This window comes from Pseudomonas sp. ADAK21, from assembly GCF_012935735.1.
GTDB lineage: Bacteria > Pseudomonadota > Gammaproteobacteria > Pseudomonadales > Pseudomonadaceae > Aquipseudomonas > Aquipseudomonas proteolytica.
The window spans coordinates 1085218-1099041 of sequence record NZ_CP052857.1 but is presented as its reverse complement, the minus strand read 5'-3'; the positions used below and the strand labels follow the sequence as shown (position 1 = coordinate 1099041).

The 13824-nt window shown below is 60.9% G+C and carries 18 protein-coding genes; 7 read left to right on the top strand and 11 right to left on the bottom strand.

Going from position 1 to position 13824, the window contains the following annotated elements:
- Positions 1–22: 22 nt before the first annotated feature.
- Both HKK57_RS05095 and HKK57_RS05090 read left to right on the top strand, forming a co-directional pair.
- On the top strand, positions 23–505 hold the full coding sequence (locus tag HKK57_RS05095; protein WP_169389865.1) for a glutathione peroxidase: 483 nt from the start codon (positions 23–25) through the stop codon (positions 503–505).
- Positions 506–655: 150 nt separating this feature from the next.
- The gene (locus HKK57_RS05090; RefSeq protein WP_169389864.1) at positions 656–1759 is read left to right on the top strand and encodes an NADH:flavin oxidoreductase; all 1104 of its coding nucleotides are present in this window, start codon (positions 656–658) and stop codon (positions 1757–1759) included.
- A 92-nt stretch (positions 1760–1851) separates the two neighbouring features.
- Here the strand turns inward: HKK57_RS05090 and HKK57_RS05085 are convergent, their stop codons facing one another.
- From HKK57_RS05085 to cysZ, 3 genes are all read right to left on the bottom strand, one after another.
- On the bottom strand, positions 1852–3030 hold the full coding sequence (locus tag HKK57_RS05085; RefSeq protein WP_169852056.1) for a glycosyltransferase family 4 protein: 1179 nt from the start codon (positions 3028–3030) through the stop codon (positions 1852–1854).
- Between the two features lie 78 nt (positions 3031–3108).
- The gene (locus HKK57_RS05080) at positions 3109–4101 is read right to left on the bottom strand and encodes a cytochrome-c peroxidase (RefSeq protein WP_029295589.1); all 993 of its coding nucleotides are present in this window, start codon (positions 4099–4101) and stop codon (positions 3109–3111) included.
- Positions 4102–4184: 83 nt separating this feature from the next.
- A complete protein-coding gene (gene cysZ / locus HKK57_RS05075) occupies positions 4185–4940 on the bottom strand; it encodes a sulfate transporter CysZ (RefSeq protein ID WP_029295586.1) in 756 nt (251 codons plus the stop codon).
- Positions 4941–5232: 292 nt separating this feature from the next.
- On the opposite strand from cysZ, the gene trxB reads away from it, so the two are divergent.
- Complete coding sequence (trxB, locus tag HKK57_RS05070) at positions 5233–6195, top strand: thioredoxin-disulfide reductase (RefSeq protein WP_029295584.1); 963 nt, start codon at positions 5233–5235, stop codon at positions 6193–6195.
- 186 nt (positions 6196–6381) lie between these two features.
- Here the strand turns inward: trxB and HKK57_RS05065 are convergent, their stop codons facing one another.
- From HKK57_RS05065 to HKK57_RS05045, 5 genes are all read right to left on the bottom strand, one after another.
- Positions 6382–6720 carry a HopJ type III effector protein gene (locus HKK57_RS05065; protein ID WP_169389863.1) on the bottom strand — a complete coding sequence of 113 codons (339 nt, stop codon included), beginning with the start codon at positions 6718–6720 and terminating at the stop codon, positions 6382–6384.
- Positions 6713–7009 (bottom strand): DUF1244 domain-containing protein, encoded by a 297-nt coding sequence (locus tag HKK57_RS05060; protein WP_032857713.1) that lies wholly within the window; start codon positions 7007–7009, stop codon positions 6713–6715. The genes HKK57_RS05065 and HKK57_RS05060 overlap by 8 nt, the downstream gene beginning before the upstream one ends.
- Before the next feature lie 24 nt (positions 7010–7033).
- Positions 7034–7405 (bottom strand): dihydroneopterin triphosphate 2'-epimerase, encoded by a 372-nt coding sequence (folX, locus tag HKK57_RS05055; RefSeq protein ID WP_029295577.1) that lies wholly within the window; start codon positions 7403–7405, stop codon positions 7034–7036.
- A gap of 55 nt (positions 7406–7460) precedes the next feature.
- Positions 7461–8171, bottom strand: a complete 711-nt coding sequence (gene folM, locus HKK57_RS05050) for a dihydromonapterin reductase (protein ID WP_070996808.1) — start codon at positions 8169–8171, stop codon at positions 7461–7463.
- Positions 8172–8232: 61 nt separating this feature from the next.
- Positions 8233–8793 carry an antibiotic biosynthesis monooxygenase gene (locus HKK57_RS05045; protein WP_029295573.1) on the bottom strand — a complete coding sequence of 187 codons (561 nt, stop codon included), beginning with the start codon at positions 8791–8793 and terminating at the stop codon, positions 8233–8235.
- 214 nt (positions 8794–9007) lie between these two features.
- Between HKK57_RS05045 and HKK57_RS05040 the strand changes: the two genes are divergently transcribed.
- Entirely contained in the window at positions 9008–9967 is a 960-nt protein-coding gene (locus tag HKK57_RS05040; protein WP_070996810.1) for a MerR family transcriptional regulator, read from the top strand.
- A gap of 2 nt (positions 9968–9969) precedes the next feature.
- Here the strand turns inward: HKK57_RS05040 and HKK57_RS05035 are convergent, their stop codons facing one another.
- Positions 9970–10575, bottom strand: a complete 606-nt coding sequence (locus tag HKK57_RS05035) for a hypothetical protein (RefSeq protein ID WP_070996812.1) — start codon at positions 10573–10575, stop codon at positions 9970–9972.
- Positions 10576–10633: 58 nt separating this feature from the next.
- Positions 10634–11101 carry a PAS domain S-box protein gene (locus HKK57_RS05030; protein WP_169389862.1) on the bottom strand — a complete coding sequence of 156 codons (468 nt, stop codon included), beginning with the start codon at positions 11099–11101 and terminating at the stop codon, positions 10634–10636.
- 103 nt (positions 11102–11204) lie between these two features.
- Here HKK57_RS05030 and HKK57_RS05025 point away from each other — a divergent pair, with 103 nt between their 5' ends.
- Positions 11205–11660 carry a flavodoxin gene (locus HKK57_RS05025; protein ID WP_104911624.1) on the top strand — a complete coding sequence of 152 codons (456 nt, stop codon included), beginning with the start codon at positions 11205–11207 and terminating at the stop codon, positions 11658–11660.
- On the opposite strand, the gene HKK57_RS05020 is transcribed toward HKK57_RS05025, so the two are convergent.
- Positions 11641–12537, bottom strand: coding sequence for a LysR family transcriptional regulator (locus HKK57_RS05020; RefSeq protein WP_029295563.1), 897 nt, complete (start codon positions 12535–12537; stop codon positions 11641–11643). The genes HKK57_RS05025 and HKK57_RS05020 overlap by 20 nt on opposite strands.
- A gap of 92 nt (positions 12538–12629) precedes the next feature.
- Here HKK57_RS05020 and HKK57_RS05015 point away from each other — a divergent pair, with 92 nt between their 5' ends.
- The gene (locus HKK57_RS05015; protein ID WP_029295561.1) at positions 12630–13022 is read left to right on the top strand and encodes a CidA/LrgA family protein; all 393 of its coding nucleotides are present in this window, start codon (positions 12630–12632) and stop codon (positions 13020–13022) included.
- Positions 13012–13698, top strand: a complete 687-nt coding sequence (locus HKK57_RS05010) for an LrgB family protein (RefSeq protein ID WP_029295559.1) — start codon at positions 13012–13014, stop codon at positions 13696–13698. The genes HKK57_RS05015 and HKK57_RS05010 overlap by 11 nt, the downstream gene beginning before the upstream one ends.
- The last annotated feature ends 126 nt before the right edge of the window (positions 13699–13824 follow it).

The following is a 13824-nucleotide window of genomic DNA, read 5'->3' as shown; positions in this document are numbered from 1 at the left end:
TATGGGAAACCTGGAGTGTGTCATGAGTGCTTTCCACGACCTTAAACTCAAAGCCCTGGATGGTCAGGAGCTGCCTCTGGCGCCCTATAAAGGGCAAGTCGTGCTGGTGGTCAATGTCGCCTCCAAATGTGGGCTGACCCCGCAATATGCGGCGCTGGAAAACCTCTACCAGCTATACAAGGATCAGGGGTTTACCGTGCTGGGCCTGCCGTGCAATCAGTTTGCAGGCCAGGAGCCGGGTACGGAGGAAGAAATCCGCGAATTTTGCAGCCTCAACTACGGGGTGACCTTTCCATTGGGCAGCAAGCTGGATGTGAACGGCCCCGAGCGCCATCAGTTGTATCGCTTGCTCGCGGGCGAGGGGGCCGAGTTTCCTGGGGATATCACCTGGAATTTCGAGAAGTTCCTGTTGGGCAAGGATGGGCGGGTTTTGGCGCGATTCTCCCCGCGCACTGCGCCGGAAGACTCTGCGATCGTCCAAGCCATCGAAAAAGCCCTGGCCTGATCCATGTAGGAGCCGGCTTGCCGGGTCCTGCAATGTGTTGTGTAGCTCCCGGCTTTTGCATGTTAATCACTGAAATCAATAGTGCTACCCAGCACCGCCCGCACTCCATATTATCCGCATCATAAAATCCCTCTCGTGCGGAGTGCTCCCATGCCTGTCCAAGCCTTGTTCAAACCTTTCCAGCTCGGTGCCCTGCAACTGCCGTCCCGTGTGGTCATGGCGCCGATGACCCGCTCGTTTTCCCCGGGTGGCGTACCCAATTCCAAAGTGATCGAGTACTACCGTCGCCGCGCCGGGGCCGGCGTAGGCCTGATCATCACCGAAGGCACGGTAGTGGGCCATCAGGCTTCCAACGGTTACCCGAATGTCCCGCATTTCTACGGTGCAGCGGCATTGGCTGGCTGGAAGAAAGTGGTCGATGCGGTGCATGCCGAAGGCGGCAAGATCGTCCCGCAGTTGTGGCACGTCGGCAGCGTACGGCGTATCGGCACCGAGCCGGACGCCAGCGTGCCGGCCTACGGCCCGATGGAAAAACTCAAGGATGGCACCGTGCTGGTCCACGGCATGACGGTCCAGGATATCCAGGAGGTGGTCGCTGCCTTCGCCCAGGCGGCCAAGGATGCCCAGGATATTGGCATGGACGGTGTGGAAATCCACGGCGCCCACGGTTACCTGGTCGACCAGTTCTTTTGGGAAGGCAGCAACCAGCGTACGGACGAATACGGCGGCAGCCTGGCCAACCGTTCGCGGTTTGCCATTGAATTGATCCAGGCCGTGCGGGCCGCCACAGGCCCCGAGTTTCCGATTATTTTCCGTTTCTCCCAGTGGAAGCAGCAGGATTACACCGCGCGTCTGGTGCAAACCCCCGAGGCCCTGGGGGAGTTCCTCAAGCCGTTGGCCGACGCCGGTGTGGATATTTTTCACTGCTCCACCCGTCGGTTCTGGGAGCCGGAGTTCGAGGGCTCCGAGCTGAACCTGGCCGGTTGGACCCGTAAGCTCACCGGCAAGCCGACCATCACCGTGGGCAGTGTGGGCCTGGATGGTGAGTTCCTGCAGTTCATGGTCAATACCGACAAAATCGCTCAGCCAGCGAGCCTGGAAAAACTGCTGGAGCGCTTGAACAACGATGAGTTCGATCTGGTGGCCGTGGGCCGTGCGCTGCTGGTCGACCCGGACTGGGCGGTGAAGGTGCGTGAAGGCCGTGAGGGGGATATCTTGCCCTTCAGTCGCGAGGCGCTGACCACTCTGGTTTAGGGGGGAATTGACGGGCGCCATCGCGGGCAAGCCCGCTCCCACAGGTTGATTGCATTCCAATGTGGGAGCGGGCTTGCCCGCGATAGGGCTCGTCAGGTCAGCTTCGAACCGCCCGTCTCCATCACATCCTCACCACACGCCCCGCGCAATTGCTGTTCAAACCGCTCGATAATCGCCGGCCAGCCCTGGCGACTGGCGTGCTGGCGCGCGTTCAGGCGCACCCGACGCAAGCTCTCGGGCTCTTCCAGCAACCAACAGGCGGCATCGCAAAACGCATCCTCATCCCCCGGCATCGCCACGGCACCGCTGTAGCCATGGCGGATGTGCTGGGTGGCGGCCGCCTGGTCGTAGGCCACCACGCCCAATCCCGATGCCATCGCTTCGAGCACCACATTGCCAAAGGTCTCGGTGAGGCTGGGGAACAGAAACAGGTCCCCCGACGCATAGTGGCGCGCCAGTTCCTCACCGCGTTGTGTGCCGCAGAAAATTGCGCCGGGGAGGGCCTTGGCCAGTGCCTCGCGTTGCGGCCCATCGCCGACGACGATCAGCGTCAATCGGCGCTGTGGATAAGTCGCCTGCAAGGCCTCGAGGCAGCGTTTGAGCACACCGAGGTTTTTCTCCGGTGCCAGGCGGCCTACATGCATGACGGCAATGTCCTCAGTGCCCAGCCCCCACTGTTCACGTAGGACGTTGTCACGTCTGGCTGGGTGGAACAGCTGGCTGTCGACACCGCGCGATAACAGGTCCAGGCGTTCGAAGTGGCGGCGTTCCAGTTCCAGGCGCTGGCTGACGCTGGGCACCAGGGTCAGGCTGGAGCGGTTATGGAACCAGCGCAGGTAGTGGGTCAGGATGCGGCTGAGCATGCCCAGGCCGTATTGGCTGGAATACTGCTGGAAGTTGGTGTGGAAACCGCTGACCACGCTGATCCCCAGGCGCCGTGCCGCCCGCAAAGCCGACAAGCCCAGCGGGCCTTCGGTGGCGATGTACAGCACGTCTGGACGCTGGCGTTTCCAGCGCCGCAGCAGTTTGTGCATCGAGGACTGGCCCCATTGCAGGCCGGGATAACCCGGTAGAGGCCAGCCGCGACACAGCAGCAGGCCGTCGTCGCTCTGGCGACTCAAGTCGCCAGTCTGGCGCGGGCGCACCAGTTCCACCTGATGTCCACGTGCGCGCAGGCCGTCACACAGGCGGCCAAGGGTGTTGGCCACGCCGTTGATTTCCGGTGGGAAGGTTTCGGTAATCAGGGTGATATTCAGGAAAGCTGTCGTCATGCAGCCAGTGTCGGCGCGGGCCATGTCGCCATTGTGTCGTCGCAATGACGGATTTATGACGACCGGCCCGCTACCGGCTTAGTTGAACGGCGCAGGACGCGGGGTCTTGGCCGAGGACGGCGGGAGGATCGGCAGCTTGAAGTCCGGCTGGTCGCCGGTCAGGGTGTCGAGGAACGCGACAATCTGGCTGACCTCATCGGTGCTCAACTTGCGCCCCAATTGCAGGCGGGCCATGACGTCTACCGCTTCGCTCAGGTTCCAGTAGGCACCGTCGTGGAAGTAGGGGTAGGTCAGGGCGACGTTGCGCAAGGTCGGCACCTTGAACATCATCCGGTCCTGATCCTTGCCGGTCAGGCCTGCCACGCCTTGGGCCGGGTTCTTGGTGGCATAGGGTTCGACCATGCCCATTTTCTGGAAGGTGCTGCCACCGACCGCTTCGCCGTTATGGCAGGCCACGCAGCCGATGCTCTTGAACAACTGGTAGCCCTGCGCTGCCGTGGCGCTGATGGCTTTTTTATCGCCCAGCAGCCAGCGGTCGAACGGGGCGTTGGGGGTGACCAGGGTTTCTTCGAAGGCCGCGATGGCGTTGGTCACATCGTCGAACTTGATGCCGTCATCGCCATACACTTTCTTGAACGAGGCCTGGTACTGCGGGATCGAGCGCAGCACGTCCACGGCCAGATCATGGGTGAAGCCCATTTCGCCCGGGTTGGAGATCGGACCACCGGCCTGCTCTTGCAGGGTCGCCGCGCGTCCATCCCAGAACTGCGCAACGCTCATGCTGGAGTTGAGCACCGTCGGTGAGTTGATCGGCCCCTGGTGCCAGTTATGGCCGATGGAGGTGGGCAGATTGTCGCTGCCGCCCATGCTCAGGTTGTGGCACGAGTTGCAGGAAATGAAGCCGGACTTGGACAGGCGCGGGTCGAAGAACAATTGCTTGCCCAACTCGACCTTGGCGGCGTCCGTGATTTTCGCCGGCTGCACCGGTAAGATCGGCTCGTTGGCGGCAGCGGCCCCCCAGGCCTCGCCGCCCAACATCAACCCAAACATCAGCATCAACGGTCTGTACATGGCTTGCTCCCCACAGGCTTATAGTTTTAATAACCATGTGCTTTATGTGGGCAAAACGTCATGATCCAGGTCAATCGAACAGATTAGGGCTTTTGCGCCAGCATGGTTTCGGCGCCGCGCTCACGCACCCAGAACAACGTCGCCCCGGCCACCGCCGCGGGCATCATCAGCAGGTTGACCACCGGCACCAGCAACACCAGGTAAACAATCCCACCGAAGCTCATGCTCTGCCAGCGCTTCTGCCGCAGCCAGGCGAGCATTTCGTTCCAGCCCAGCTTGTGGTTATCGGCTGGGTAGTCGATGTACTGGATCGCCATCATCCATACCCCGAACAGCAGCCACAGGGGGGCGGCGATCAGGTTGACCACGGGAATGAACGACAGGATAAACAGGCCGATGGCGCGTGGCAGGAAGTAGCCGAGCTTGCGCATTTCCCGCGCCAGTGTGCGCGGGACCATGGCGAACAGTTCGGCCCAACTGAAGGCCGGGAAGTCATCGGTACCGCGCACCACCACTTCGACCTTCTCGGCGAGAAAACCATTGAACGGCGCAGCGATGATATTGGCGAGCATGGTGAAGCTGAAAAACACCATAAAAGCCACCAGCAGCACGAACAGCGGCCACAGGATGTAGCTGAGGAAACTCAGCCAACTGGGCAGCGTTGGCATCAAGGTGTCGACCCACAGGCTGAACTGATGGCCAGCAAAATAGATCAATCCGACGAACAGTATCAGGTTGATCGCCAGGGGCAGCAGGACGAACAGGCGCAGGCCTGGGCTCAAGACCAGTTTCAGGCCTTCGCGCAGGTATTGTGGGCCTGACAGAACGGGGGCGGGCATGGGTAACTCCGGGTAAAAGGGCAAACGCGCCGACCTTACCGGCTTTGCGAAAGCGGTGAAAGCACGGTCAGCGAGTCGACATTAACGGTAACAAACATGTCGATTAATAGGGGGCACAGGATAGAGACCACCTATGAGCTGGATTGTTATTCCGTATTTCCTTAATCTTGCCCCCCTCTATACGCTGCACCCATTATTTTCAGGGCCTGCGAGTTCAAGCCTTCCCCAAGTGCTTCGCGGTCCTTTTTTATTCCAGCCGCTCTGTAGTCCGGGCGGTCGATAGGAGTGAGTCATGTCTGATACCCGTCATTCGCGAGTGATTATTCTCGGTTCCGGCCCTGCCGGTTACAGCGCTGCGGTCTACGCGGCCCGGGCCAACCTCAAGCCGTTGCTGATCACCGGCATGCAGGCGGGTGGTCAGCTGACCACCACCACTGAAGTCGACAACTGGCCGGGCGACGTCCATGGCCTGACCGGCCCGGTGCTGATGGAACGCATGAAAGAACACGCCGAGCGCTTCGAGACCGAAATCGTCTTCGACCACATCAATGCCGTGGATTTCTCGAAAAAGCCCTACAGCCTGACTGGCGACAGCGGCGTCTACACCTGTGACGCGCTGATCATCGCCACGGGCGCCAGCGCCCGTTACCTGGGCCTGCCATCGGAAGAGGCCTTTATGGGCAAGGGCGTTTCCGCCTGCGCGACCTGCGATGGTTTCTTCTACCGCAACAAGCCGGTGGCGGTGGTCGGTGGTGGTAACACCGCCGTGGAAGAAGCACTGTACCTGGCCAATATCGCCAGCACCGTGACCCTGGTTCACCGTCGCGAAACCTTCCGCGCCGAGAAGATCCTGATCGACAAGCTGCACGCGCGGGTTGCCGAAGGCAAGATTATCCTCAAGCTCAACGCCAACCTGGACGAAGTCCTGGGCGACAACATGGGCGTGACCGGTGCGCGTTTGAAGAACAACGATGGCAGCTTCGACGAGCTGAAAGTCGACGGCGTATTCATTGCTATCGGCCACACCCCGAACACATCGTTGTTCGAAGGCAAGCTGACCGCCAAAGACGGTTACCTGGTGGTGCAGGGCGGTCGTGAAGGCAATGCCACCGCGACCAACATCGAAGGCATCTTTGCCGCTGGCGACGTGGCCGACCACGTCTACCGCCAGGCCATCACCTCGGCCGGCGCCGGTTGCATGGCGGCCCTGGATGCCGAGCGTTACCTCGATGGTTTGAAAGACGCTTCTTTCTAAACCGTTGCAATAAAAAAACCGGCCGCGCGGCCGGTTTTTTTATGTGCTTGATTTGACGAACACCGCAATCTCAATCTGGCAATCCAATCAATGTGGGAGCTGGCTTGCCTGCGATGGCGGTGTGACAGCCACCACCGCCATCGCGGGCAAGCCCGGCTCCCACATTGACCGGGTTTGCAAGCGGGATCAGCGGCGGGTCAAAGGCGGCTGGACAAACTTCACTCCCGCCAACCCATGCTCGATCAACGCGCGGATGTTGCTGTGATCTGTGCCCTCAGGCGTCGCCAGCACCGAACGGTAATGCTCGCCGAACGCCAGCAAAGCCTGCTGGTCTCTCAAGCCTTCAAGCAGCGCCAGGCCCAGGGTCTTGCACGAGCCTTCGTTCTGCCCAGCGGCGTTTTCTACGCTGCCATTGGTAAAGGCCTGTGGCTGGTAGTCGTAGCCAGCGGCGATGAAGGCCAGGGTATCGGCAAACTGGTGTTCGCCGCTGTCGAGGCTGGTGTGCAGGGTGTTCAGGTCAGTCATGGGTTTTTCCTTTGGCAAACGCCGCTTGTTGTTCGGCGCTGGCTTCTTGCTGGTACTGGGCTTTCCACTCGGCGTACGGCATGCCGTACACCACTTCGCGGGCGTCATCGAGGCTGACTTCGATCTGGCGTTCGTCGGCTTCGGCCTTGTACCACTTGGACAGGCAGTTGCGGCAGAACCCGGCAAGGTTCATCAGGTCGATGTTCTGCACATCCTTGCGGCTGTCCAGGTGCGCAACCAGGCGGCGGAAGGCAGCAGCTTCGAGTTCCAGGCGTTGTTGATCGGTCATAGGGTTCACGCAGATTCAGGGGGGTTAACGGCTGGCGGCGAGCGTAATCGATACCGATTCGGCAAAGCGCAGCGCATGGGGCTTGTCGACTTCGACTTCGGCATACAGCACCGACTCATTGCTCATCACCAGGTCCAGCACTTCCTGGGTCAGGCGTTCGAGCAGGGCAAAGCGGTTGCTTTCGACGTGGGCGATGATGGCCTTGGTGATGGTGCGGTAGTTCAAGGCGTGGTCGATATCGTTGTCGCGCACGGCGTCTTGTGCGGCATACAGGATGGTCAGGTTGATCAACACATCCTGCTTGTTGAGGATTTCATCCTCGTTGATGCCAATAAAGGTACGCAGACACAGGTCCTTGACCCGGATGCGCGCCATACCTGGTTGAAGTTGTGGCATTGCTACTTGCTCCGTCCAATCAGTTGCAGGAACCCCAGGCGGCTGGTGTTCGGGTTTACTTGACATGGCGCCCGCCATTGACGGTCAGGGTGGTGCCGGTCACATAAGGGTTGTCCAGCAGGTAACGCACGCTCTGGTAAATCACCTCAGGCCCGGGTTCGATACCCAGTGCCGACTTGGCCAGGACCTTGGCGCGATAAGCCGCGTCGTCGCCTTCGTTGAACATCACCATGGCTGGCGCGATGCCATTGACCTTGATCCGAGGCGCGTATTGGGCGGCGAAGGACAGGGTCAGGCTGTCGAGCCCGGCCTTGGTGGCGCAGTAGGCGATATGCTGGCGGCTGCCCTTGCGGGTGACGTCGTCGCTGATATGCACAATGTCGGCCGGCGTCGAGCCTCTGAGCAAGTCAGCACAATGCAGGTTGATCAGGTACGGCGCAAGCATGTGCACGCTGAACATATCGATAAAGGCGCTGGCCTCGTCACCAGGTGTCTCTGCGGCCCAGGTCGAGGCGTTGTGGATGATTGCCCGCAGGCTGTCGGTATGGGTCTTGAGTTCACTGATGAACGCCAGGATACCGGCCTCGGACGAGAAATCGGCAAATACGCCCACCGCGCCACGCTCGCGCAAGGCCTGCACACCGGGACGTTCACTGCGATAGCTGAAGATCACCGGTTGCTGTTCATCCAGCAGGCGCTGGGCGCAGTGCAGGCCGACACGTTGGCCGGCGCCGGTGATGAGGATCGGGGCGGGGGTGCAGGTCATGGGAAGCTCGGGTCGCGGGCAAGCTAAAACTATACCAGCGACCGGCCTGTAGTGGATCGGCTCAAACGGTTGCTTCGCCAGGTTTTACCCGGCGCGGGGCAGGATTGAGCCAGCCCGCCAGCAAATGGGTCGACAGGGGAATAAACAGATAGACCATCAAGGGCGTCAGGGCCAGGGTGCTGACCAGCACGCGGCTGAACAAGCCCAACTCGGCCAACAACGGTTCCAGGCCGACGTTGAACAGCAGTGACACCGGGAAAAATGCCAGCCAGATCGCCACGGCCTGTTTCCAGCGCGGTGGGCGCTGGCCCGCCGCGCCAAACCAGCCCTCCATGCCGCTGACACGATGCTCCATGGGGTCGGCGAACAATTCGCTGCCGCGCCCCAGCCAGGCGCTGCGCGAGGCGGAGAACTCCCAGGCGTGCAGGGTCTGCTCGTCGGCGAAGCGGAAGATGATTTGGAATTCGCCACCGTCGGCAGGCGGTGCAAGCACGCCTGAACCCAGGTAGCCGGGGAAGTCAGTGGCCAATTGCTCGCCTTCGCGCAGCCAGCTCATCATGTCTTGATAACGACCTTGGGCGGCACGGCGCGCAACCATCAAGGTGACGGGTAGGGTAGACATTGTGTATCTCCGAATGCATGGGAGCGCAGCACCGGGTAGGTGGCGTCCCTGGCGAAACCGCAGGGTAGGGCGGCGACGCAGGAAAACAGGCAAGGATTATTCCTGATTTGACGAAATACGCCAGCGGCATTGGACGGCTGGGCAGGCCCCTTGAAAAAGACAGGTATACAAGCGTTAAATGGGATCCAACTTCGTATAAGTTTCTGGTCATTTTATGCCTGTAATCACAGCCCCTTCCCCCGGTCTTGAGCATGACGGCCTGTCCGCTGCGGATGAGTTGTTCCCGATTCGCGAAGTCGCAAGATTGACAGGTATCAACCCGATTACCCTGCGTGCGTGGGAGCGCCGTTATGGTTTGATCCAGCCGGTGCGCACCGAAAGTGGGCATCGCCTGTACACGCAGAAGGACATCGAGACCGTTCATCGCATTCTGGATTGGATCGAGCGGGGCGTGGCAGTCAGCAAAGTCGGCAAGATTCTCGCCCGGGATGATGCGCAACTGTCTTCACTGCAACACCCACAAGAAGGCAGCGGTGAGCTTGAGTGGGCGCAGTGGCAGCAGCAGTTGCAACTGGCCATCGGTGCGTTTGATGAGCTGCAACTGGAGCGCCTGTACGGGCAGGTCTTTGCGGCCTACCCCGCTTCAGTGGCGTTTCAGGACATCCTGATGCCCCTCTGGCGCCAATTGCTGCGGCATCAGGGCCGTTTTGGCCAGGCCAGCGAATGGCTGTTTTTCGACAGCTTCTTGCGCGCGCGAATTTCCCAGCGCCTGCAACTGGCCCGCGCCGGCCGTACGCCGCAGGTACTGTTGGCAGCCATTGCCGGTGAATGCCGAGAACTGGAATTGCTGGTGGCGGGGCTCATGCTCAATGGTGATGAACTGGCCGTGCATGTGCTGAACGTGGGCCAGCCCCTGGATGAGTTGACACTGATCTGCGAGAAGACCCGCCCGCAGGCGCTGGTGCTCTTCTCCAACCGTTCACCCACCCATGAGTTGCCCAAGCGGTTGGCCCGACTGGCCCTGACCCTGGAGTGCCCGCTACTGCTGGCCGGTGATGCCTCGGACATGGCCGAGCAGCTACTGGCCGGTACTGCCATTGGCTGCCTGGGCAATGAGGGAAGGCTGATGCAGCGGCGCTTGCAGCAGTTTTTAAGGGGAACCCTGGATACCTGAGATCAGGCATGCACCTCAGGGTGGGCCAGGCGGTGCTGTTGCAGGATGAACTGGCGCAGGCGCTCGGTTTCATCCACATCACCCTGGCTCAAGCGGTAGGCAAACAGCCCGCGAGCGGTCTCGCGCTCCAGCGTGCCACGCACCGCAATCCTCTCGTAGCCGGACGGGCTGAACCACATCGAGAAAGTCCTGGGTGGTTTGCTACGGCCACGGGACTGCACCAGCAAGCCCTTGAACGATACTTCATGTACCCATAGCGCCCCGGGCTGGCCCTTGACGTTTTCCAGGGCGACCGGCTCTTCGAGGACCAGGCGCCAAGGCCGGATCATTGGCCCGTCCTCGAAAATGCTCGGTACTCCCAGGCGCAGGTGCAGGGCATGAAACTCGTCCTCCACCAATTGCAGGGGGAAGGTCATCTGCTGGTTATCGAACTGCGCCTGGATCGTCACCTGTTCATGGGCCGCAAGGCGCGTGAGCAAATCGCGGATCTGCGCGCCGCCATTGACCGTCAGGCTCGACGACACATCCCGCACATTCAGTTGCGGGTTGTGGTGCATGTTCTGGATGAAGTCCAGTTCGTCCTGGGTCAAGAGCGTGTCGCGTTGCATTGATGTGGCTCAAGGAAAGGCGTGATTAAACTGATTATCACCCTAAAGACCGTGTTTTCTAAAGTTTGTTAGATCCGCTCGTCGCCCGGAGTGCTGCCAGCTCGGCTGTAAGCTGCGCCACCTGGGCTTCAAGCTGGGCTACACGCTGCTGGGCCTTGACCTGAACCGTTACATCTTTTTGCACGCCAACGAAGTACGTCTGCTGATCGGCCTGGTTGTAAACCGTCGATAATGACAGCTCATTCCAGAAGTGCGTGCCGTCCTTGCGGAAGTTGCGCAGGATTTCCCGGCACGCGCCGCCAGTGTCCAGGGCTTCGCGGATGGCCATCAGGGCCGGCTGGTCACGGTCACCCGATTGCAGGAAGCGGCAATCCTGGTAAAGGATGTCGTCCAGGCTGTAGCCGGTCATGCGTTCGAAGGCCGGGTTCACGTAAATCAGGGGCTTGTCCTTGCCCTCCCTCTCAGCCACGGTGATCCCGTCGTTAGAGGCATTGATCACCATCTGCATCAGCTTGGCGTTGATCATTGAGCGATCCATAGCGTGTTTGTGGATTTCGTAGTGTAAGGCAACTCACGCGGCTGCCAACTGCTAATATCCCAGGTTTTCACTCAACTACAGGATCAGATTGATGAAAGTCGCCATCCTTTCCGGCTCGGTCTATGGCACGGCCGAAGAAGTTGCCCGCCACGCCATGGGTCTCCTCAACGCAGCCGGGTTCGAGGCCTGGCATAACCCGCGGGCGACCCTGGCCGATGTGCAGGCCTTCGCCCCGGACGCCTTTCTGGCCGTAACCTCCACCACCGGCATGGGCGAATTGCCAGACAACCTGATGCCGCTGTATTCGACAATCCGCGATCAACTGCCCGCCGCCTGGCGCGGTTTGCCAGGTGCGGTGATCGGCCTGGGTGATGCCAGCTATGGCGACACATTTTGTGGCGGCGGCGAGCAGATGCGCGAGCTGTTCGGCGAGTTGGGCGTACGCGAAGTGCTGCCGATGCTGCGCCTGGATGCCAGCGAAAGCGTCACCCCGGAAGCCGATGCCGAGCCATGGCTGGCAGAGCTGGTCACGGCACTGCGCGGCTGATCGGGTACTCGCGTAGTAACGCCAGCCAGGCCAGGGCGGCTTTCGACAGATAGGCGCCCTGGCGCCAGATAAAAGCGATGTCCCAGCGTAGGAATTCGGGCGCCCTGAGTGTCAGGCGCACCACGCCAGGGCGCTCCAGGCCGCGCGCGACCACACTGGGCAGCAGCACCACGCCCTGGCCGGCAGCCACCAGTGCCACGAGAAAATCCGCCTGGCCGCTGCGCCCGCTTTCCCGGGGTGTGAAGCCCACTTGCTGGCAAGCCTGGAGCAGCCGGTCATTGAGCACAAAGCTGCGCTGATACATCAAAAACGGCGTGTCGGCCAATTCCTCCAAGCCAATCTGCCCACGCTGCGCCAGCGGGTGGTCCACGGGCAGCAGCGCATCCAGTGGTTCATCACAGAAGGCTTGCCAGGCAAACGCCGGATCGGTGGGCAACAAGCTGCCGCCTACGTCCAGTTCCCCGGCGAGGATCGCCTGCTCGATATTGCGACTGCCGCCCTCAAGCAATTGGATGCTGACATTGGGATAGCGTCGCCGATATTCGGCAAACAACTCGGCAAACAGTGTGTCGCCCCCCAGTTGCGGCAGGCCCATGCGCAACTCGCCACGGGTCAACTGGTTCAAGTCGTCCAACTCGCTCAACAATTCGGTTTGCAGGCGCAGCATCGCCTCGGCCCGTTGCAGCACCACGTGCCCGGCGGCGGTCAGGCGCACCTGCGAGCCAATGCGGTCGAGCAGCGGCGTACCCAGGCTTTGCTCCAGTTGCGCCACTTGCTTGCTCACCGCGGACTGGCTGATATGCAGGGTTCTCCCGGCCTGGGTAAAGCCGCCACGGTGAACCACTTCGATAAAACTGCGCAGCTGTTTGAATTCCATTACGGTAATTCCAGATTGGAATGGCTTGCAGTCTAACAATTCGCTTTGGGGATGCCAGGGGGCTCTTTAACATGGGGGCCTGCGAGGAACCCATGTCTACTAAACGTTTCACCTTCAAATATGTGTGCCGGTTGCTGGTTGAGTTGCTGGTATTGCTGGCGATTTACCTGCTGGGATGCCAAGTGGCTTTGTGGCTGGCCTGGCCGATTCCAGGCGGGGTCATCGGCCTGGGCCTGCTGTTGCTGGTGTTCGCCAGTGGCCTGATCAAGCCCGCAGCCCTGCAATTGGGCGCTGGCATGTTGATGGCGGAAATGCTGCTGTTCTTTATCCCGGCATTGATGAGCCTGCTCGATTACGGTGGGCTGATGCGCCATGACGGTTGGCGCATCATGTTGGTGATCGCTCTTAGCACCCTGATGGTGATGTTGGTCACGGCATTTACCGTTGAACTCGTCTGCCGCTGGAAGCTGCGCCATGAAGCTTGAACTGATGCCATTGTTCTGGCTGGCCCTGACCCTTGTGGCCTACGGTTTCAGCCGCTGGATCTACCGGCGCACCGGGCGTTACCTGCTATCGCCGCTGATCCTGGTGCCCGCGCTGCTGTTGGCGGTGGCCGTGCCGCTGAACACCGCCTATGCCGAGTACGCCACCGACACCCATTGGCTGATGCTGGTGCTGGGACCGGTGACGGTGGCGTTCGCCATCCCGATCTGGCAGCAGCGCCAGTTATTGATGCGCCACTGGTCGGCATTGCTGCTGGGCATGCTGGCGGGTAGCGCGGCGTCCATCGGGACTTCTTTCGGCTTGGCCAAGGCGTTGGCCTTGGACAGTTCGGTCACCCTGTCATTGGTGCCGCGCTCGATCACCACGCCCTTTGCCATGCCCCTGGCCCACGACCTGGGCGGCGTGCCGGAACTCACGGCGGTATTCGTGATGTTCACCGGCGTGTTCGGCGCCCTGCTTGGCGGGGTGCTGCTCAAGTGGCTGCCGCTGCGCAGTGCCCTGGCGCGGGGCGCGTTGTTTGGCGTGGGCGCCCACGGTGCTGGCGTCAGTCGTGCCCATGAAGTAGGCGGCGAAGAGGGCTCGGTGGCGGGCTTGGTGATGGTGCTTACGGGCTTGCTCAACCTGTTCGCCGCACCTTTATTGGCGTCGCTTCTCTGACACCACGTTGTACGAATCCGAACTATCCTCACGGTTGACTCGCTCGGTCATCAAGCTGGCTGCCAACGCAACTACGGCGTGCCCGAGGTCTGACTAGACTGGCCCTTCAGTCTAAAAATAATAAAA